Below are 22,184 nucleotides of genomic sequence, written 5' to 3' on the forward strand. Positions count from 1 at the left end.
TTATACGGCCCGGTGGAAGGTTCTGGACAGGACTTCCAACTGCTGGGCCCTGGTAAGCTTTATAAAATGTACCGCATAGCCGGAAACTCTCACAGTCAACTGGTTATACTTCATGGGCTCCTGCATGGCGGCTTCCAGAGTTGAGCGATCCAGGACATTTATGTTTATATGATGTCCTCCGCTTAACATGTAACCGTCAATAAGTGCAGAAAGATTTGCGGCTTCCGTAGCTTCTTCCTTGCCCAGAGCGGCGGGAATTACCGAAAGAGTAAGAGAGATGCCGTCACGGCAATAGCTGTAAGGTATTTTGGCAACCGAATTCAGCATTGCCAGCATGCCCGACTTATCCCTGTTGTGCATTGGATTTGCTCCCGGAGCAAAGGGTTCGCCTTTTTTCCTGCCGTCAGGGGTGGAGCCTGTTTTTTTGCCGTAAACCACGTTGGAGGTTATTGTCAGAATGGACAGTGTATGTTCTGCATTCCTGTATGTGGCATGGGCCTTCAGGCTATCATGGAAATCCTTCACCAACTGGGCTGCAATACTGTCAACCCGGTTGTCGTCATTTCCGAATTGAGGATAGTCCTCTGAAACAGTGAAGTCGGTTATTATACCTCTTTCATCCCTTATGGCCCTGACTCTTCCGTACTTTATGGCACTCAGGGAGTCTGCCAGCACCGAAAGGCCGGATATGCCAAAAGCCATAAGCCTGTTCACATCGGTATCGTGAAGAGCCATCATAAGCCGCTCATAGGCATACTTGTCATGCATGTAGTGAATTGTATTCATGGTGTTTACGTAGAGCCCTGAAAGCCATTGCTGAAGCTTTTTAAAGTTCTCAAGCACTTCCTCGTATTCCAGGTAGTCGCCCCGGTAAGGGGGAAGCTCAGGTGCCACCTGCTCTCCGGTGATCTCGTCCCTGCCTCCGTTTAATGAAAGGAGAAGGAGTTTGGGAAGGTTGCATCTTGCCCCGAAGAACTGCATATCCTTGCCCAGCCGCATTGCGGAAACGCAGCAGGATATTCCGTAGTCGTCGCCGTATACCGGCCTCATAAGCTCGTCACTCTCGTATTGTACCGCACTGGTTTTTATGGATACTTTGGTGCAGTAGAGCCTGAAGCTTTCAGGCAGCCTGTTTGACCATAATATTGTGAGATTTGGTTCGGGTGCGGCACCCAGATTTTTCAGGGTGTTTAAAAACCTATAGGAGGACTTGGTAACCATATGTCTGCCGTCGGCACCCATACCTCCCAGGGATTCCGTAAGCCAAACGGGATCTCCCGCAAAAAGTTCGTTGTATTCCCTGGTTCTCAGATGCCTTATGAATCTCAGCTTGATTACAAACTGGTCTATCAGCTCCTGAGCCTCAAGCTCGGACAAAATACCCTTTTCAATATCCCTGCAGATATAAATATCAAAAAACACGTTGAGTCTTCCCAGTGAATTTGCCGCCCCGTTGGTTTCCTTCATGGCTCCCAGAAAAGCCAGGTATGTCCACTGCACCGCTTCAAAGGCATTTTCAGCAGGGCGGCCCAAGTCAAAGCCGTAGGAATTTCCCAGTACGAGCAAGTCCTTAAGTGCTGCTATCTGATCATGTATTTCTTCCTTCAGCCGTATCAGTTCCTCGGACATCTGCGGGGGCAGTGCCTCAAAGTCCCTCTGCTTTTGCAGTATAAGCCTGTCTGCTCCATATAGCGCCACCCGCCGGTAGTCACCGATAATCCTGCCTCTGCCGTATGTGTCAGGCAGGCCTGTGATGACTCCGCATTTTCTCACCTTGCGCATTTCCTCGGAATATGCGCTGAAAACTCCGTCGTTGTGGGTTTTTATTTCACTGTTAAAGATATTGTCCAGTTCAGGGGCAGGGGAGGTGCCGAACTGCTGACAGGCCTGCTTTGAAGTGCGGTAGCCGGTTTTGGCTATGAAGGCTCTTTTTAAGGGAGCATCAGTTTGAAGACCCTTGATAACTTCGTAGGGTTCGTCTATAAAACCGGGCCTGTGGCTTGTGATTCCTGCCACTGCACAGGCGTCAATCTCCAGGACGCCGCCCTTGAGATGCTCTTCAATCAGCAGGCTTTTACAGGTTTCCCATAAATGCTTCGTCTTTGAACTTGGACCCTCAAGAAAGCTTTCATCACCATCATAGGGGGTGTAGTTGGTTTGAATAAAATTTTGAACGTCAATGGTGTCATTCCACTTGCCGCTTTTAAAATCAGAAAAGTTTTGATCCATAATTTATGCCTCCCGTAAAAAGTTTATCTGCCAAGGGATTTACTCTGCAAAACGAAGTAGCAAAATAAAAGCCGCCTGGGCATTTTACGCGCCCAGGCGGCCGGCTTTAAAAGTCATACTCCCATGTGGTAATCTCCACTTCCGCCAGTTGTATAACAGTTTTAAATCATTGATACAAACTATTAAGTTATGTATTAAGTATAAGTAAAGTCCCACTGCAAGTCAATAGAAATGAACAAAAAATTTATAAAAATATTATGGATAACCACCATATATGCTAATATGGTAAAGTAATAAACTATATATTGTAGTAATGCCGTGGCGGAATTTAAATATGTCTTCCACAACCTGGCAATATCGATGTTGCCGTTGGAACTGCGCTGGATTACAGCAGGAGGAACAAGCAGTAAAAAATAAAAGCAGGCGGCAAAGAGCTTAAAACTCATGCCAACCTGCTTTTTTCAGCATATATGCCTGTGGGTCAATATTAATGTAAGACTTACTTTGTTGCCAAAACCTTCTTGAGCTTTGCAAACCTTGGGAGTCCATCTTCCTTTGGAGGAGTGGAATCACCCTGGATTAACGGCAATGCGTAGTCGATGAATTCCTGCTTCAGGCCATTTCCTGCTTCGTTTATCCACTCTCTTGGAATTTTCTTTTCGGTATTTGCAACTTCGCTTAAGCTAAGCAACTGGATTTCACACTTGTATTCTTTTCCATCAGCTCTCTTAAAACCAACCATCTTGTCGGTCATACCTTCAACGGCATATCTTACAGCCATCTGACCCGACATGTAGGATTCGTTCACATCGCTTAAGGAAGCGCAGTGTGCAGCACATCTCTGAAGAAGGCTGAACTCGATTCCACGAACCTTGGCTCCGGTCTTTTCCTTAACAATAGCAGCCAGTGTGGCAGCAAGGCCGCCAAGCTGGGAATGTCCGAAGGAGTCCTTCTGCTGAGCCAGGTCTGAACCGTACTCGGAAATATATTTGCCGTTCTTGTCCTTTATACCTTCAGAAACAGCAACAATGCAGTTGCCATTCTTCTTGTATATTTCAATACAGTCCGCAAGGAAGGTATCCATATCAAAATCCACTTCAGGAAGATATATCAAATCAGGACCTGCACCCTTGTATGCAGCCAGTGCGGAGGAAGCAGTCAGCCAGCCGGCGTTTCTTCCCATGATTTCCAGTATGGTGATCATACCTGTGTTGTAAACTCTTGCATCATGGTATACTTCCATAGTTGAAGTTGCAATATATTTTGCCGCACTTGAGAAGCCGGGGCAGTGGTCGGTTCCGAAAAGGTCATTGTCAATAGTCTTTGGAACACCCATTACCCTGCACTCGTAGCCAACCTTCTGCATATACTTGCTGACCTTGTTGCAGGTATCCATTGAATCATTACCGCCATTGTAGAAGAAATACCTGATGTCGTACTTCCTGAACACCTCAACAAGCCTCTTGTAATCTGTTTCATCTTCATCAGCGGATTTAAGCTTGTAACGAACCGAGCCCAAAGCCGAAGAAGGAGTAGTTTTTAATAAATCCAACTCGTAGGAATCTTCCTGACTCATATCATAAAATTTTTCATCAAGAATACCCTTGATGCCGTGGGCTGCACCGTATACAGCCGTAATTGCCTCCTGCTTTAAGGCTTCCTGGAATACACCGCTGGCACTGGAATTGATAACTGAAGTTGGTCCACCTGACTGTCCGAAAATAGCGGCACCCTTTAAAACTGTCATAGTATATACCTCCTATTGATTTATATTAATTTGTATAAAATGTACGCTGTTTTTACCAGACCTTTCTTTCAAAGGCTGATATTACAAAACGCAATCACATTAAAATATAGCATATTGAAAAATAAAATGCAATTACACATATTCAATTCCTGCATAAATGCATAATAGTATGATTTCCATATTAATTATCATAAACTCCCCTTTTTGAGAAAAAATAAATATGTATTTTTGCGGACTTGCACCCGGGAAGCTTCAAAGTAATGGCTTTGACAAAAAAATATCATAAATTCCCTTGATTTTGAGTTAATTTTTTCATAAAATAGTAACGATGGGTTAATGGAATTACCTTATTATTTATCAAGAGCATGATTTTGCTAAATAATAATTATATAAAATGGAATTCAAAGTTTTCTGGGCTGATTTATACAGGGTATGCAGTTCGAAAAAAACATAGGGTTTCAGGTAAAATAAAAATAAAAAGGAGTGCATTTTAAAATGGCATTGGTAACTTCTACTGAAATGTTTAAGAAAGCTTATGAAGGCGGATACGCCATAGGTGCTTTCAATGTTAATAACATGGAGATTGTTCAGGGTATAACCGAGGCGGCAAAGGAAGTAAATGCGCCGCTTATTCTTCAGGTTTCAGCAGGTGCTAGAAAGTATGCAAATCATACTTATCTTATGAAATTGGTCGAGGCGGCTATTATCGAAACAAATCTTCCTATTTGCCTGCACCTTGACCACGGTGATACTTTTGAACTTTGTAAGTCATGTATCGACGGTGGTTTCACTTCAGTTATGATCGACGGCTCACATCATTCTTTTGAAGAAAACATAGAACTGACAAAGAAGGTTGTTGAGTACGCACACCCCAGAGGAGTTGTGGTTGAGGCTGAATTGGGCAGACTTGCAGGTATTGAAGATGCAGTAAACGTATCAGATGCCGACGCAGCATACACAAATCCTGCAGAGGTTGAAGAGTTCGTAACAAAGACAGGTGTTGACTCATTGGCAATAGCCATAGGGACAAGCCACGGCGCATTCAAATTCAAGCCCGGACAAAAGCCGCAGCTCAGATTTGATATATTGGAAGAAGTTGAAAAAAGACTTCCAAAGTTCCCAATAGTTCTCCACGGTGCATCATCAGTTATTCCTGAGTTTGTTGAAATGATAAACAGCAACGGAGGAAAAATGCCGGATGCTATAGGTATTCCTGAAGATATGCTCAGAAAGGCTGCTTCAATGGCTGTTTGTAAAATCAACATTGACTCAGACTTAAGACTTGCCATGACTGGATCCATCAGAAAGTATTTTGCTGAAAATCCAAGTCACTTTGACCCCAGACAATACCTCAAACCGGCAAGAGAAGCTATTAAAGGACTTGTTAAGAACAAGATCGTTAATGTTCTCGGCTGCGATGGCAAGGCTTAATTAATCAAAGTACAAAATATAAAAACAGCTTCTGAGTCCATAGGATTCGGAAGCTGTTTTACATAAGCTGTATTCCGCCTATTAAAAAAAATATTGATTCATGCCGTATCTATAAAGCAGACAGCTCATAATTACGGCAGGACTGATATTATTATGGAGGGGAATCTATGAGGTATCCGACAATCGAGGAGGCCGAAAAGCTGTTGAATGAGGCCGCAGAAATGAATCCCGGAGAATGGGTGGCACACAATCAGGTGGCTGCATTATGTGCAAACATCATAGCGGGAAGTTGCCCGGGTATGGATGAGAAGAAAGCATATGTTCTGGGCCTGTTGCATGATATAGGGCGCAGGTTTGGCCCGGGAGATCTGAAGCACACTCTTGACGGATATAAATTCATGCTTGAGATGGGGTTTGAGGAAAGTGCCAGAATATGCCTGACTCATTCCTTTCCGTTTAAGGATATCCACAGCTACAACGGGCAAAATGACTGCCAGGCCAAGGAGGCCGGTTTTCTTAAGAGCTATATAGCTGCCGTTGAATACGACGAATACGACAAACTGATACAGCTCTGTGACTTGATGGCATATCCCTCCGGACCGTGTGCCATGGAGAAAAAGCTTGTGGAGGTTGTTATGAAAAAAGGGTTCAGTGAAATAACAATTCCCAAGTGGGAGGAGTACTTTAAAATAAAACGGTTTTTTGAAGAGAAGGCAAACTGCACTCTGGATGAGTTATTCAAATAAATATTTATTACAGTTGATATGAAAATACGGCAGCTTCAGGCTCAAACGGGCAGAAGCTGTTTTTTATTTGTCTGATGTTCTTGTCTGCGTTATTGTCCGGGAAGGCATGAATTGTTCATAAATAATTAAAGCCTGCGTTCGACCGGATATTATAAAATTTTCTGAAGTTTATATTAAGAAAATATTAAATATGGCGAGTTTTGTTGAGAGATAGGGCCTAAATGTTTTATATTTATTATAGAAATGTATTTTCAGATAAAATTTGCTAATTGATTTTATTTTTATGGGGGTAAAAATGCGGAAAAAAGCCGGAATAGTATGTCTTTTGCTGGTTATTGCATTGTTGGCGCCTATAGTGGGCTCCAGGGTTTTTACAGACCGTGAGTACAGCGGGAATGTGACAAATGCACAGGAGACAGTGGTAGTTGAGGATATGAGGGGCGTTTGGATTGCGTCAGTAAGCAATATTGATTTTCCATCCAAACCTGGCCTGAGTGCTGAAAAGCAAATGAAGGAGCTGGACGCTATTATCGACAACGCCCGGTATATGGGACTGAATGCCATATTTTTTCAGGTCCGGCCTACAGGAGATGCGCTGTACAAGTCTTCAATCTTTCCCTGGTCCGTCTATCTGACAGGGACACAGGGCAAGGCAAATGATAAGGATTTTGATCCCTTGGCGTACATAATAGAGCAGGGCCATAAAAATGGAATACAGATACATGCCTGGTTAAATCCTCTGAGGCTTTCCATGGGCACGGCTTCAAAGCCTGACAAAAGCATAGAGGTTCTGTCTGCGGGGCATCCTGCGCGGAAAATACCCGAAGCGGTTGTGGCCGGGGGAAACGGAAAGCTTTATCTTGACCCGGGGAATCCCGAGGCTATAAAGCTCATAACCGACGGTGTTGCCGAAATAGTTAGGAATTATGCAGTTGACGGAATCCATTTTGACGATTATTTTTATCCTTCAAAAAGTGAATGCAACGGAAAGGATTTCAGCGACGGCAAATCCTTTGAAAAATACAAGGGTTCCTTTACCAGCAAGGACGACTGGCGCAGGAACAATATAAATACCCTTGTGAAAAGCACCTATGATACTGTAAAGGCCATAAAGCCCCAGGTGCAGTTTGGAATAAGCCCCTTTGCCATCTGGTCCAACAAGGACAGGAATGCCGAGGGCTCCGATACTCAGGGGGGGATTTCTACATATTATGACCACTATGCGGATACGAAAAAATGGGTCAGGGAGGCCTGGATAGATTATATAGCGCCACAGATATACTGGAATATCGGCTTTAAGGTTGCCGACTATTCCGTATTGCTGGACTGGTGGAAAAATGTCTGCAGCGGCAGCTCGGTAAAGCTCTATGTGGGACATGCCGCCTACAAGATAAACGACAGCTCACAGGCCAACGAGTGGCTGGACCCGCTGCAAATACCAAAGCAGATAGCCATGAACAGGGAAAGCAAGGCTGTGGGCGGAAGCATATTCTATGGATATTCAAACCTGAAGGGCAATGTGCTGGGAATCAGGGAAAAGCTGAGAGGCATATATGTTGCCGGCAGGGATGCGGGAAGCTCTGTGCCCGAGGACAGGCAGCTTGTAATAGCAACACCGTCCAGCGGATACAGTACTGCCTCCTCAAAGATATCCATTATGGGAAGCTGTGACCCGGATCAACCTCTTTATTTGAACGGACAGCAGCTTACACCCTCCAAAGACGGCTATTTTGTAACCTATCAGGAACTTAAGGCAGGGGATAACAGCTTTGTATTCAGGCATAAGGACAAGGAAACCGTACTGAAGATAACCAGAAAGGCCGCTTCAACCTCCTCATATAAGATGAACAAGCCGGAATTCCGGCCGGGATACTTTTCACCGGTTTCCTCCTTTACTATGAAAACCGGACAGAAGATGGAATTTTCCTGTGTGGCACCAACCGGTGCAAAGGTCTGGGTGGAAATAGGAAAATATAAGGTTGAGCTTTCAAGGTCAGAGCTGCTGGAAGCAAATGGGGGAGCAATCACTCCGGCTAAATTCAAGGGGACCTTTACCATGCCTGCCGTAACAGGCAGCCAGAAAATACTTGCCCTTGGAAAGCCTGTTTTCGTGATGGACTACAATGGACAGAAAATAACCGGCAAGCAGAGCAATAACGTCAGTGTACAAGCTGACAAGTATTACAGGTATGCACAGATAAACACCTCCCAGGCTGAGGCAGTTGCCAGAACCGGACCTTCCACCTCATATGCGAGGATTACCCCATTAATCAATGGAGCAGTTGATTATATTGTGGGTGAACAAAACGGGTACTACCTGTTGAGAAGCGGGGTCTGGACCGATAAAAGCTATGTCAGGACGGTTGAAAACAAGACTCTTGCTGCAAACAAAATAACCTCGGTGAGTATAAAGGACAACGGCGGCTATACGGACCTTACCTTTAAAATGCCTGTAAACGCTGTGTTTGGTGTGGATGTATCAGCATCGGCAGTAACCTTGAGCATATATGATACAAACGGCAAGAGTGCAGGCACTGCAATTCCTGCCGCTGCAATATTTAAAGCTGTCAGCCTGCAGAACGTAAACGGCACCGCCAAATATACCTTCAGCTTGAAGTCCCAGGACAACTACTTCGGATATTATGCCCGTTATAAAGACGGGGCGCTGGTATTTTCCCTTAAAAATGCTCCCAAGATTTCAGGTACGGGCAGCAAACCCTTAACGGGACTGAAAGTGCTGCTGGATGCCGGACATGGAGGCAGCGAATCGGGAGCAATAGGCCCTTTGGGCAAAAACGGGCTGTATGAAAAGCAAATCAACCTGGCTATTACGCTGAACACCAGAAAGTACCTGCAAGCCTTGGGAGCTGCCGTTATAATGACCAGAACCGGGGATAAAACCGTCAGCCTGAACGACAGAGCCGACCTTATAAGAAAGGAAAAGCCAGACATTGCGGTGTCCATTCACAACAATTCCATGGACGTCACCGCAGATTATACAAAGCATACCGGTTTGCTGGTGCTTTACTCCAAAGACAGCTCCAAGGCGGCTGCGGGGTTTGTGAAGGACTCTCTGATTGCAGACCTTGGGCGCAAGGATTCCGGGTACAGGTGGCAGAGCCTGTCGGTATGTACCGTAACTGAGTCTCCGGCTATATTGATAGAGGGCGGCTTTATGTCAAATCCTGAAGAATATGAGTGGCTGGCTGCTTATGACAATCAGGTGCAGATAGCCAATTCCATAGGAAAGGCTATTGAAAGCTGGGCCCGGAAAAATTCAAGATAATAAGCCTCGGTATAAAAAGCTCTTAAATTAACCTGTTGTGCTAATTGAAAATGTGATAACAGGAAGAGAATGCAATTCACTCCCGGACAAGCTTCAAATAAATGCTTGTATATAACGCTTTTGGCGAAATTGTAATACCTTTCGGCATGCCTTTTTAGCCGTCGCAGCAACTCGGCCATCCAGGCCTCGGGTGCTGCTTAAATTGACGTCCTGTCAATTTAACTGCCAAAGCAGCATGCCCAAAGCCTACAATTTCAGCAAAAGCTTTTAATCATACTGCGCATTTCTTTAAAGTCGTCCTCACGTGAATTGCAAACTTGCCTCTTAATGACTTTATTAACTAGCACAACGGGTTAAATTAACCTGTTGTGCTGGTTAAAAATATGGCAGACTTATCTGTTACAGACCACTAGCACAGCGAGTTGAGTAAAATAATAGTATAACACCTTAAATCCACGTCAATAATGAATTGAGAGTGGATTTTTTTTATTACGGAGGCGTTAATGGTCAAAGTAGGAATACCAAGAGGTTTATACTATTACAAGTTCTCAACCCTGTGGGAAAACTTTTTTACAGAGCTTGGGGCAGAAATCGTCATTTCGGAAAAAACAAATAAGAATATTATTCTGGAAGGCACAAACCACTGTGTTTCAGAAGCCTGTCTGCCAATCAAGGCATATTTCGGGCATGTACTGAATCTGCTGGGGAAAGCCGACTTTATTTTCCTTCCGCGCTTTACCAGCATATCCAGAAAGCAGTACATCTGCCCGGAAGTAGCCGGAGTGCAGGACATGATAAGAAATTCCATAAAGGTGATGCCCAGGATAATTGATACTGAGATAAATCTGAGAAAGTCTGAAAAAAACTCCTGGCTGGCAGCCCTGTACACCGGCGAATTTATAACAGGTGACAAGCAGAAAATCAGGACGGCATATAAAAATGCACTGGATAAATACCGCAATGAAAGGCAGGTCATGAAATCCGGCGTACTTACGGATGAATTTAAGCAGGAGGCAGGAACAATGTCCCTGAGAGTTATCCAGAAAAGGAGTACCACGCTTACCGTGGCAGTACTGGGACATTGTTATACTGTATATGACAGCTTTATAAATATGGAGCTTATCGGAAAGCTGAAGGAATACGGCATAGGAGTTGTGACTCTTGACATGCTGGATTATCAGGAATCCAAGGATAGGTGCTCGGAGCTTGACAAGATGCTGTTCTGGGATTATGGAACCCGGGCATACGGAGGCACGGTCCAGCTTATAGAAAACGGCGGCATAGACGGAGTTATTGCCATAACCTCCTTTGGCTGCGGGGTGGACAGCTTTGTAATAGAGCTGGTTGAAAAGAAATTAAGAGCAGAAAGTGATATTCCGTTTATGAAGCTGGTGCTGGACGAACACTCTGCCGAGGCAGGCTTTTGCACCAGACTGGAAGCGTTTGTGGATATGATAGTCAGGAGGGGTATACATGAAGATAACATTTCCTCATATAGGTAATACTTATATTGTTGCAAAAGCCTTTTTGGATGACTTCGGCTCTGAATATACGATACCTCCCTTCAATACAAATAAAACCCTTGAACTGGGCTCGAAATATACGGCGGAGTCTCATTGCCTGCCTTTCAAGCTTTTCGTAGGGAACCTGCTTCAGGCTCATGAACTGGGGGCGGACACCATGCTGATTACCGGAGGCTGCGGCCCGTGCAAACTGGGTTATTTCGGAGAAATGCTTAAAAAAACCGTCTCTGAAATAGGCATTGAAATGGAAATAATAACCCTTGAGGTTCCTGAACAGGGCTTAAAGGAGCTGGCTGCAAGAATCAAAAAGGTAAGCGGCACCTCCAACTACCTGAACGTGGCAAAGGTGGTCAACTCTGCAAAAAATGTGGCCATACAGCTTGACAGCCTTGAAAGGCTTTCGCGTATCAAGCGGGCGCGGCAGCTTGAGCCCCGGAGCGTTGATAAAATCTACGGAAGCTTTCAGAGAGAGGTGCTGGAGGTCAAAGGCTCCAAAGAGATTTTAAAATTTATAAGGCAAACCGAGAGGAAGCTTAAAAAGCTTCCTCAGAATGAAAAGGCACGCCCCCTTAAGGTGGGGATAGTGGGTGAGATATATACCACCATAGAGCCCTATGCAAATTTCCAGCTTGAAAGGCTGCTGGGGAATATGGGTGTGGAGGTTACCAGACAGGTGACGGTAAGCGGCTGGATAATTGACGACATGCTGAAAAAAGCCTTGCGGCTGCCCCTGGAAGGGGAGGATGTGAGAGAAGCCAGGGCGTATCTGAGCGGTATGGTGGGCGGCCATGCACATCACACCATCGGAAATACTGTTGTACACGCCAAGGACGGCTTTGACGGAGTCATTCATCTATATCCTCTGGGCTGTATGCCTGAGATAGTATCGCAGTCAATCCTTCCGGCGGTGGAAGAAAATTACCAGATTCCCGTAATGACCGTAATAAGGGACGAAATGACCGGTGAAGCAGGCTTTAATACAAGAGTGGAAGCATTTGTGGATTTAATCAGGAAGAGAAGGGAAGAGCAGTTGAATGGACAGAATAAAATGTTATATGGGTATTGACGTAGGCTCTGTAAGTACGAATATTACTCTTATTGATGAAGAGGATAAGGTTATTGACAAGCAGTATTTAAGAACGGAAGGGCAGCCCATCGAGTCGCTGCGGAAAGGGCTCAGGGATATTGATAAAAGAATCGGGAGAAATATAGCTATAGCAGGAGTGGGAACTACCGGAAGCGGAAGGCAGCTTGCGGCTGCCATTGTAGGAGCGGATGTGGTCAAAAATGAAATAACCGCCCATGCAGTAGCTTCCCAGAAGACCATTCCCAATGTGAGAACAATCATTGAGATCGGCGGGCAGGATTCAAAGATTATATTGTTAAAAAATCATGTTGTACACGACTTTGCCATGAATACGGTATGTGCTGCCGGAACAGGCTCTTTTCTTGACAGGCAGGCAGCCAGAATAGGTATAGCGATTGAAGACTTCGGGGCTTATGCCCTCAATTCACAAAATCCGGTGCGGATAGCGGGGAGGTGTGCTGTTTTTGCCGAGAGTGACATGATACATAAGCAGCAGATGGGACATTCCAGAGAGGATATCATCGGCGGCTTATGTGATGCACTGGTGCGAAACTACCTTGCAAATCTGGCGAAGGGAAAGAGGCTGGAGTCTCCAGTAGTCTTCCAGGGTGGGGTCGCTGCCAATACAGGTATTGTAAGGGCCTTTGAGAAGGCGCTGGGAGTTGAAATAATAATTCCGGAGCACTTTGATGTCATGGGTGCATACGGGGTTGCACTGCTGGCTGGGGAAAATGCCCGCTCTGGGGAGGGCGGCACGTGCTTCAAGGGCTTTGACAAGCTCAATGCCTCTTATACCACACAGAGCAGGGAATGCTCCGGCTGTTCCAACTGCTGCGAGATAGTCCAGATAACCATGGACCATGACCCTGTAGCCTGCTGGGGGGACAAGTGCGGCAAATGGAGCGGGACTGCCTGAGCATTTTAATTAAATGTAAAATATGTTATAATAATCCAGGATTCCTCGTAGGTGCTGTCTGCTGCGGGAAGCCTGGATTATTTGTTTATTTAAGTTTATATTTTGAATTTATTTAATAAAATAAGGAATGGGCGTGTCATATATGAATAGCTCGGAAAAGTCTCGTAAAAAAAGAATCATTATTCTTGGAGCAGCAGCTATAGCTGCACTTGTAATCATAGCGGCAGGCCGTGGCGGGCTTAAAGCAAACAGCGCAGCGAAGCTGTTTGGAATTGGACAGACGACAATGCTGCCGGCTGGTGACGGTAAGGAAATAGTTGCCATTATTGACGGTGAGAATATAACTCAAAAAGGGTTTGATACCTATAAACTGTTTCTGAACTCAAACGGAGAAAACAAACTGTCGGATAAGCAGGTGCTGGATAAGATTATAGAACGCCAGGTGATATGCAATCAGGCTGTGGAGGAGGGCATGACGGCCTCGGAGTCCGAAATTGACTCTGCCGTAAGATCCGCCCGGGAGACTATGAAATCTGACAGTAAGACATATGCTGCCTTTAAGGAATATGTAGCTGGCTTGAACCTGACTGAGGATTCCTATTGGGAGAGTGTCAGGCCGGTTTATAAAAAGGCTTTGACCTGCGGAAAATATAAAAACTCTCTGAAAGCAAAATTCAGGGAGGACAATAAGGGAAAGGCAATAAGCGACCTGAATGCTGAATTCTCAAAGTATTATGACGGGAAGGTCAAGGCTCTGGTGAAAAATGCAAAGGTGGAGAGCCTCCTGAAATAACTTTCTGAAATAGCTTTGCGGTAAAAAGCTTATGGCGGCAGTTAACATTACTTGGTGTGTAATATTAGTGTGCAATATCAGGCATAATATGTAAAATATGAAACCCTCCCTTACGGCGTTTTTAAGCCGTAAGGGAGGGTTTTACTATCTTGTTTTTTATTTGCAGGAATGTGTAAGGTTCGTTGTCTCGTAATAATTTGTTTTTTGTATATATTGACAAAAAAAGATATAAATTCTAAAATTACAAGATAAATATTAAAATGTGGTAAATAAAAGGGGATAATGTAATGAAAATTCGGACAAAGTGCATTGCTGGTTTATTGGTATTGTTAATACTGGTACAGTCTTTTAGCTGTATCAATTTAGACCCATTACAAGTGCAAAATGCGTATGCAAATACGATATCAAAATCTGGACCAGCGGACATGCCGGCTAGTCCCTATGCTATTCCAACGGAAATGGTAGACACCCCCACCCCTGTTGCAAAAGATCATTTGAACAGTATGGGTGATGTTGCAACACCGGCAGCATTCCAATTGGATGTATCCACGGAAACCACAGATAAAGCAGAGAATATATTAGAAAAGGACAATCCATTTTTAGTGATAACCACATCAGCACTTTCTATACCTACAAATTTTGTGGTGGTCACAACTGACAATAGTTTATTAGCAACCTGGGATTCAGTAGCAGAAGCCGAAAGCTATGATGTTTCACTGGATAATAATATTATAAGCGTAAGAACACCCGATTTCATTTTTGATAATTTGGAACCGAATACTTCTCATATAGTCAAAGTGAGAGCTGTTAATCAGACTGGGAATGGTGAATGGAGTGAAGAACTGGAAAAGCAAACCTTGCTTTCAGCGCCTGAAAACCTCGCGGCTACTTCATCAGGTAGCTCTGTCGATTTAAAATGGGAGGCTGTAGCTGGCGCAACGGGATACGAAATTTATCGGGATGATGACAAAATCGGCACTGCCATAACAAATACATACCATGATAGCGGATTAATAGCAGAAACAACTTATGTATATAAAATTAAAGCCTATAATGATGATACAAATATATCTTCTTGTAGCAATGAATGTACGATTAAAGCTATAGATTCAGCAAATGTAACTACAGAAACAGTTGCAGGTTCAGAAAAGCTTTCAGAACCCCAAAATTTTAGGATTTCAGCTAAAACTGATATAAGTATTACTCTGGAATGGGATCAGGCCGCAGATGATGAAAGCGTGGATTATGAGATATATCTTGGTGAAAATCATCTTGCCTCAGTTACAGGTACAACATATTCAGCGATTAATCTTACACCAAATACCTTATATACTTTTACCGTCAGAGCTAAGGATTCTGAAGGTAATGTATCCAAAAGCGCTGCTGTAACTACAGCTACAAATGCGAAAATAACTGCTTTCAGCTTTTTGATATCAGGTAAACAAATAACAGGAAATATAGATCAGGAGGCAAGAACCATAAGTCTTTCAGTGCCTGAAAACACAGACGTTAGTGAAATGGTTGCAAGCTTTAATACAAGTGCAGCTTCTGTCACTGTTGGTGAGATAGAACAGGCAAGCGGCATAACACCGAATGATTTTACAAAACCTGTAATATATACAGCCATATCAATTGACGGTTCATCTGTGGACTATGTTGTCACTGTCCTTGTAAATAAGGTAAAAAGGAATTTTATACAGGTAGCTACATATGATTACTACACAGTAGCACTAAAGGAGGACGGCACAGTTTGGAAATGGGGGTACAGTGAATATGATGGACCTGCACCTGACAGCGGTACTCCTGTACAGGTAGAAGGAATATGTGGAGTAAAGGCATTTGATGTAGGGTGTGAGCCGTATTATCCATTAATGGTGTTAACTGAGGAGGATGCTATTGCAGGAGCAAAGGCCATTGCTGCAGGTTATCTCCATTATGTAGAGTTAAAGGAAGACGGCACGGTTTGGACATGTGGAAATAATGGATATGGTCAATTGGGATCTGATTCTGTTTATCAAACAGATACGCCAATAAAGGTAGAGGGAATAAACGGGGTAGTAGCTGTTGCTGCAGGGAACTATTTTAGTTTAGCCTTAAAGGAAGATGGAACCGTATGGCAATGGGGTGAGCAAAGATATTTATGGAGCCCTGTGCAAGTTGAGGGCTTAAGCGACGTAAAAATGATATTTGCAGGTTGGGACGATGCATTTGCAATAAAAGAAGATGGAACTCTATGGCAATGGGATTATCGCAGTGCTCCTGTGCAGATAGAGGGAATAAGTGAAGTTAATATGGTAGCCGTTGGTTACAACCATATAGTGGCAGTAAAGGAAGATGGTACTGTCTGGGCCTGGGGAGGTAATGATAAAGGGCAGTTGGGGAATGGTACGACAGACTACAGTGATATGCCTGTACGGGTTGAAGGAATAACAGGAGTTAAAGCAGTAGCTGCCGGGCAAGGGCATACTGTAGCAATAAAAGAGGATGGTACAGTATGGGCCTGGGGTTCAAATCTGTCAGGCCAACTCTGCAATGATAGTATAGCTGCCAGTACAATACCTGTTGAAATATTGTATGAAAAAGTTGCTACTCCTCTTATCCATCCTCAAGAAGGAGTCTATGACACAACACAGACAGTAACATTGAGCTGCGCTACTGAGGGTGCGGATATAAGATACACTATGGATGGATCAACACCTGCTTTGGATTCCGCTGTTTATAATGGACCATTTACAATAGAAGCGACAACAACTATTAAGGCATACGCAGTTAAGGGAGGGATGTTTCATTCAAACCTTGCAAGTGCAGATTGCTTTATTGGTGCTGATAATATACCACCCACAACACCAACTGAGTTATCTGTTTCAGATATTAAAGCCAGGACAGTGACGTTGACCTGGACAGCTTCAACCGATAACCTGAAGATCACAGCTTATGACATATATATTGACGGAATAAAAGCAGCAAGCTCAACGGCAACATATTGTATATTAACTGGTCTTCTACCTGGAACAACCCACAGCCTGTCTGTGAAGGCAGTAGATATAGCAGATAATATATCGGAAGAGAGCGACACTGTGACGGTAACGACACTAAACGATGATTACGGCGATGATATGGAAACTGCAGAAAATATCCAAATTGGTGTTGCGGTTCCTGTAAATATTGACTTTTGGGATGATGTGGACTACTTTAAAATTACACCATCAATTGATGATAAGTACAGTATTAGCACCATTACCGGGGATAACAGTTGGGTATATCCTTACGGTATGCTTTATGATAGCAATGGAAGGCTGTTAATATCAGGATATATAGATAATACTCGAATAATATATAGCCTAAAGGGTAATAGCACCTATTATTTATGTGTGAAATCTGACTGGAATACAGGAGATTATGTACTGCTTATAGCAAATATAGATAAAATAGCGCCTACAGCGCCTGAAAACTTCCAATTGACTTCACAAACCGATGGATATGTTTCCTTTAGCTGGTCAGCCTCAACAGATAATGTGGGGGTTAGCGGTTATGAACTGTACCGGGACGGTATATTGGTGAATACAGTAAGCGGAGAAGCAAGTGAATGCAGCGATACGGGATTAAGTCCACTTACAACATACACATATACTTTAAAGGCAGTTGATGTAGATGGGAACAGATCTCTTGAATGTGAAGAAATAAGTATAACCGTCGGAGGGGATACACAGGCGCCGACAACACCGGAGTATTTAAGCTATTACAGCTTAACGGCATGGCAAGTTAACTTGTATTGGGGCACTTCCTTTGATAACTTTGATGTAGTTAAATATGAAATATATAATGGAACTACCTTAATAGGCACAACTACCCAAACAAATTATATATTGTGGGGACTTACACCAGATAGACAATATTCAATTGCGGTAAGAGCAGTTGACCAAGCAAATAATAGGTCTGCAGAAAGTAATGTTATTATATTTAATACATTGGTGGATGACTATGGGGATGACATTAAATCAGCGGGATTAATCAGTTTGGATGCTGATATTTCTGGAGTTATAGATACATATTATGATGAAGATTTCTTAAAGTTTACTCCTGAAGTTGATGGGACATACAGGATAAGCAGCTATAATGAACCCCCTTATACTGTGGGCTGCTTATATAATAATAATGGAAAATTTATTGTTTCACAAAATATTTATGAAATACCGATTACTTATAACTTAGCAGCAAATAAGACATATTACTTACAGGTATCAGGATTGGGACATAACTACATTGGAGAATACAGAATAAAAATTTCGCTGTTTGATGGCGGACAGGAACCTTTGGCACCAATTGATTTTAAAGCAACAGCTATAATTGATGGAATAGTAGCTTTATCATGGTCGCCATCCACAGATGAGGCAATTAAGGGATACGAATTATACCGTAATGGAACTTTAGTGCAGATGTTCAACGGCTCGACATATGAGGGGAGCGATATGGGGCTAAGCCCATTAACAACGTACTCTTATACATTAAAAGCCTTTGATGCTGATGGGAATAGCTCTCCTGACAGTCAACCGGTGATTATTACCACAGGAAATGATACACAGGCACCCTCACCGCCAACCGGATTGTCAGCATCAGCAATAACTGACAGCAAAGTAACCTTGACATGGGCAGCTTCAACCGATAACTTTTACGTTGCTCGTTATGATGTATATAGCGGTTCTACCCTCTTAGCCACATCCACTGCATCAAATTGCACGCTGACTGGATTGATGCTTGGAACTGAATATACATTTGCAGTTAAAGCTGTAGATGAATCAGATAATGTATCTGCAGCCAGTGATGGAGTTTCAGTGAGAACAAAGGATGATTATGGTAATGATATAAATTCAGCAGAAGCAATTGATATTGAGGAAGATATTACTGCTGAAATAAATTTTGCTGGGGATGATGACTATTTCTATTTTACTCCGGTATTAGATGGACTATATAGTATTAATGGTTATCCGGACATTCCTTATCTTAGAGGGGACTTATATTACAGCAATGGAAATTTGATAGCTTATGAAAATATTTGTAATAAACCAATCAATTATAACTTGGAAGCAAATCAGACATATTACTTAAGAGTTTCAAGTGGGAGCTATATTGGGCAGTATAAAATAAAAGTAACCTTGCTGGATACAAAGGCTCCTTCAGCACCTGCTAATTTGACTGCATCCGGACTGACAGCCAGTAAGGTGACATTGGCATGGCTGGCTGCAACAGATGATTTCAAAGTGGCACGTTATGATATATTCAACGGTTCTGCTCTTATTGCTGCATCTGCCGTGTCAAATTGTACGCTGACGGGTCTGATACCTGGAACTGAATATAAATTTTCCGTTCAAGCAGTGGATACTTCAAATAATGTATCTGAATTCAGTAATGAAATTACGGTCACAACAAAGGCTGATGATTGCGGTGATGATATAGCAACAGCAACGCCGGTTGATATTGGAATTGAAGTTGCTGCTGTTATCAATTATACAGGGGATATTGATTATTTTAGCTTTACACCATCATTGAATGGACGTTACAAAATTAATAGCTACAATGGAGCACCTTATCAAAGTGGGTATTTATATGATAATAACGGGAAACTCATAGCTTCCGGGGAAATATATAAAACACCGATTATTTATGATTTGGAAGCAAATCAGACATATTACTTGAAGGTCTGCAGTCAAAATTATATTGGACAGTATAAATTTAAAGTTGAAATAATGGATACGGAGGCTCCTTCTATTCCAGAGCATCTTGTTACATCAGAAGTGGCTGACGGTAAGGTAACATTATCGTGGTCCCCCTCCACAGACAACGTGGGGGTAACAGGATATGACATATACGAAGGCGGAAATTTGCTCTCATCAGTTACAGGTACTACATACACTGCTATAAGTTTGAAGTCAAATAAATCATATCTTTTTACTATACAGGCAAGAGATGAAGAGGGAAATGTATCAGAATTCAGCAGTTTCTCAGAGGTTAAAACCGCAGACGCTGATATACTTACTTTTAACCTTGAAGGTTTGGAGCCGGTAGTAACTGGGAGTATTGATAAGACTAAAAATATAATTACTCTTTTAGTGCCTGAGAAAACACTTGTTAATAGCCTTGTCGCTAGCTTTTCCACAATAGGTTCAAATTGTATAAAGGTCGGAACAGTTGAGCAGGTAAGTGGAATAACTCCAAATGATTTTTCTGATCCGATTGTTTATACAGTTACAGCGACTGATGGCTCAACATCAAACTATACTGTAATTGTAAAAGAACCTCTAGGAACACCTAAAAACTTGAAAGCTTTAACAAGAACTAATAACCTGATTACATTGGAATGGGATGCTGCAAGTATTAATCAACGTGTAAAAAGCTATGATATCTATGCGGATGAAAGGTTTTTACTATCTGTAACAGGTACGAGCTACATTGCCGGAGATTTAATTCCAAACACATTGTATACTTTTAGTGTCAGAGCTAAGGATGCAGAAGGCAATACATCCCCTGACAGTACAATTCAATCATCAACAAAAGCAGGAATAAAAAGTTTTACATTTTCATCAATAGGTTCAACAGTCTATACAAAAATATATGAACCTACAAAGACAATAGTAATTGAAGTACCCGATGAAACAGATGTAAGTTCCTTGGCTGCAAATTTCAGTACAGAGGCAGCAACTGTAAAAGTCGGAACAAATCAACAGGTGAGTGGAACTACGATTAATGATTTCACTCATCCGGTAATTTATACAGTGGTGGGTGATGATGGCTCCACTGTTGACTATACTGTTATAGTAACAAAAAACGCCGAAGGTCCCGGTTTTGTGAAAATATCAGTCGATTATTCTGGTATTGTGGCGCTTAAACAAGACGGTACAGTTTGGAAATGGGAAAGAAATAATATACTATATGAGGGGCAGACCAGTCCTGAAAGGATTGGATTAAGCAGAGTTAAAGAAATATCTTGCTTTAATGAGCATTCGGTTGCATTAAAGGAGGATGGAACTGTTTGGACATGGGGCAAAAACAAATATGGGGAGTTTGGCGATGGAAATAAAGATACATCTTCAAGGGAACCGGTACGGGCGCTCATAAACGGTGTAAAGTCAATAGCAGCAGGGGCTGGTTTCACAATTGCACTAAAGGAAGACGGGACTTTGTGGGCATGGGGACGCAGTTATGGCAGTATTCCCATGCAAGTACAAGGTTTAAGCGGAATAAAGACAATAGCTGCCGGCGAGAACTACACATTTGTAAAGGACGACGGAACAGTGTGGTCAACTTATATTCAGGGTAATCATATTGCTCAACAAATAAAAATTAGTGAAGTAAAGGAAATAGAGTGTGGAGTTTATTACGAAGAGGCATTAAAGGAAGATGGAACGGTGTGGATATGGAGTAATAGCGTAAGCTACTCAAACTACGTTGACAATGTTATAGAACCCAAAATAGTTTCCGGTATAAGCGATGTAAAAGCAATAGCAACTCGTGATATTAAAATACTTGCTTTAAAGACGGACGGTACAGTATGGAAATGTTGGGATCAGTGGGGGGAAGCAAGATGGCAGTTTCCGGTTTATGGAATAGTTAAACAAATGGGAGAGTCAGCTTATGGTTTTGACACATATCTTATGGAAGATGGAACCATATGGATTTATATGTCCGGAAACGGTTCTGAATCGTTTTTTAGAACTACATATCATGAAGACTCTAATCTTAAATCTATAAATATTAATAATGAACCTATACTAGATTTTGATGAACATGTTACAGACTATACAGTAATATTATCTTCTGAATTTTATGAGATGCCGGCAGTATCAGCAGTTACCTACAACCCACAAGCAACATATACTGTGACACGGTTGGAGCCGGATACTGCAATAATCACGGTAAAAGCACAAGACAGAGTAACACAAAAAAGCTATACGATACATTTTGTAAAGCTGATGTCAAATGCAAGTATTACAAGGATTTCCACAACGCCGGAAGCTCCTTCTTCCGGGGATATGGTTACTATTAAAGTAAGAATTAAGAATTCAGACTCTGAAGCGGCGGCTATAAATAACATTTCGTATTTAGTAGACGGGGAGGAAATATATTCAGATGCTTCCTTGTATATAGTTGAGGCCGGAGCGGAAATAGAGGCTTATACAAGTAATGGAACCTCTGTGCTGACAGCCTTGGGAAACCATGTAGTCAGTGTGGTTGTGAACGGTAATATCAATAATACGGGCAGCTTGATTGTTGAAGGAAAAGGCGGTCCTGACGGGGGCGGCGGTAATACATATACAGATTTAAAGGACTATTTCAAACAAAATGTATTTAATGTTGTGGGCTCAGGATATACCTATATAGACTTTAACGGAGATCTGGCAAAAGCGTTTGAGGTCTGGCTGAAGGCTAAA

General features: G+C 42.7%; 10 protein-coding genes and 1 riboswitch. Of the genes, 8 read left to right on the forward strand and 2 right to left on the reverse strand.

What is annotated here, in order from left to right; genetic code table 11:
• Together pflB and CLHUN_RS17805 are read right to left on the reverse strand one after the other, a co-directional pair.
• Positions 1-2,229, reverse strand: a complete 2,229-nt coding sequence (pflB, locus tag CLHUN_RS17795; protein ID WP_080065978.1) for a formate C-acetyltransferase — start codon at positions 2,227-2,229, stop codon at positions 1-3.
• Between the two features lie 83 nt (positions 2,230-2,312).
• A riboswitch (ZMP/ZTP riboswitch) is annotated at positions 2,313-2,391 on the reverse strand.
• 337 nt (positions 2,392-2,728) lie between these two features.
• Entirely contained in the window at positions 2,729-3,976 is a 1,248-nt protein-coding gene (locus CLHUN_RS17805) for a 6-phosphofructokinase (protein WP_080065980.1), read from the reverse strand.
• 495 nt (positions 3,977-4,471) lie between these two features.
• On the opposite strand from CLHUN_RS17805, the gene fba reads away from it, so the two are divergent.
• The 8 genes from fba to CLHUN_RS17845 all read left to right on the forward strand — a co-directional run.
• Positions 4,472-5,407 carry a class II fructose-1,6-bisphosphate aldolase gene (fba, locus tag CLHUN_RS17810; protein ID WP_080065981.1) on the forward strand — a complete coding sequence of 312 codons (936 nt, stop codon included), beginning with the start codon at positions 4,472-4,474 and terminating at the stop codon, positions 5,405-5,407.
• 167 nt (positions 5,408-5,574) lie between these two features.
• A complete protein-coding gene (locus tag CLHUN_RS17815) occupies positions 5,575-6,153 on the forward strand; it encodes an HD domain-containing protein (RefSeq protein WP_080065982.1) in 579 nt (192 codons plus the stop codon).
• A 295-nt stretch (positions 6,154-6,448) separates the two neighbouring features.
• Positions 6,449-9,439: an N-acetylmuramoyl-L-alanine amidase gene (locus CLHUN_RS17820; RefSeq protein WP_080065983.1), complete on the forward strand. Its 2,991-nt coding sequence runs from the start codon at positions 6,449-6,451 to the stop codon at positions 9,437-9,439.
• A 503-nt stretch (positions 9,440-9,942) separates the two neighbouring features.
• On the forward strand, positions 9,943-10,941 hold the full coding sequence (locus CLHUN_RS17825; RefSeq protein ID WP_080065984.1) for an acyl-CoA dehydratase activase-related protein: 999 nt from the start codon (positions 9,943-9,945) through the stop codon (positions 10,939-10,941).
• Positions 10,913-12,028 (forward strand): CoA protein activase, encoded by a 1,116-nt coding sequence (locus tag CLHUN_RS17830; RefSeq protein ID WP_080065985.1) that lies wholly within the window; start codon positions 10,913-10,915, stop codon positions 12,026-12,028. The genes CLHUN_RS17825 and CLHUN_RS17830 overlap by 29 nt, the downstream gene beginning before the upstream one ends.
• Positions 11,997-12,965, forward strand: coding sequence for an acyl-CoA dehydratase activase (locus tag CLHUN_RS17835; RefSeq protein ID WP_080065986.1), 969 nt, complete (start codon positions 11,997-11,999; stop codon positions 12,963-12,965). Before CLHUN_RS17830 ends, CLHUN_RS17835 begins: the two co-directional genes overlap by 32 nt.
• Before the next feature lie 142 nt (positions 12,966-13,107).
• Positions 13,108-13,758: a SurA N-terminal domain-containing protein gene (locus tag CLHUN_RS17840; RefSeq protein WP_165755790.1), complete on the forward strand. Its 651-nt coding sequence runs from the start codon at positions 13,108-13,110 to the stop codon at positions 13,756-13,758.
• A gap of 287 nt (positions 13,759-14,045) precedes the next feature.
• A partial coding sequence (locus CLHUN_RS17845) for a fibronectin type III domain-containing protein (RefSeq protein ID WP_080065988.1) occupies positions 14,046-22,184 on the forward strand: 8,139 nt, incomplete at its 3' end.

Origin of the sequence: Ruminiclostridium hungatei (assembly GCF_002051585.1) — a bacterium.
In the GTDB taxonomy this organism is placed as follows: Bacteria; Bacillota; Clostridia; order Acetivibrionales; family DSM-1351; genus Ruminiclostridium; species Ruminiclostridium hungatei.

What these genes read in the sequence shown, in the direction of transcription:
- pflB (WP_080065978.1), bottom strand. Translation starts at nt 2,229, where the DNA reads ATGGATCAAAACTTTTCTGATTTTAAAAGCGGCAAGTGGAATGACACC.
- CLHUN_RS17805 (WP_080065980.1), bottom strand. Translation starts at nt 3,976, where the DNA reads ATGACAGTTTTAAAGGGTGCCGCTATTTTCGGACAGTCAGGTGGACCA.
- fba (WP_080065981.1), top strand. Translation starts at nt 4,472, where the DNA reads ATGGCATTGGTAACTTCTACTGAAATGTTTAAGAAAGCTTATGAAGGC.
- CLHUN_RS17815 (WP_080065982.1), top strand. Translation starts at nt 5,575, where the DNA reads ATGAGGTATCCGACAATCGAGGAGGCCGAAAAGCTGTTGAATGAGGCC.
- CLHUN_RS17820 (WP_080065983.1), top strand. Translation starts at nt 6,449, where the DNA reads ATGCGGAAAAAAGCCGGAATAGTATGTCTTTTGCTGGTTATTGCATTG.
- CLHUN_RS17825 (WP_080065984.1), top strand. Translation starts at nt 9,943, where the DNA reads ATGGTCAAAGTAGGAATACCAAGAGGTTTATACTATTACAAGTTCTCA.
- CLHUN_RS17830 (WP_080065985.1), top strand. Translation starts at nt 10,913, where the DNA reads ATGAAGATAACATTTCCTCATATAGGTAATACTTATATTGTTGCAAAA.
- CLHUN_RS17835 (WP_080065986.1), top strand. Translation starts at nt 11,997, where the DNA reads ATGGACAGAATAAAATGTTATATGGGTATTGACGTAGGCTCTGTAAGT.
- CLHUN_RS17840 (WP_165755790.1), top strand. Translation starts at nt 13,108, where the DNA reads ATGAATAGCTCGGAAAAGTCTCGTAAAAAAAGAATCATTATTCTTGGA.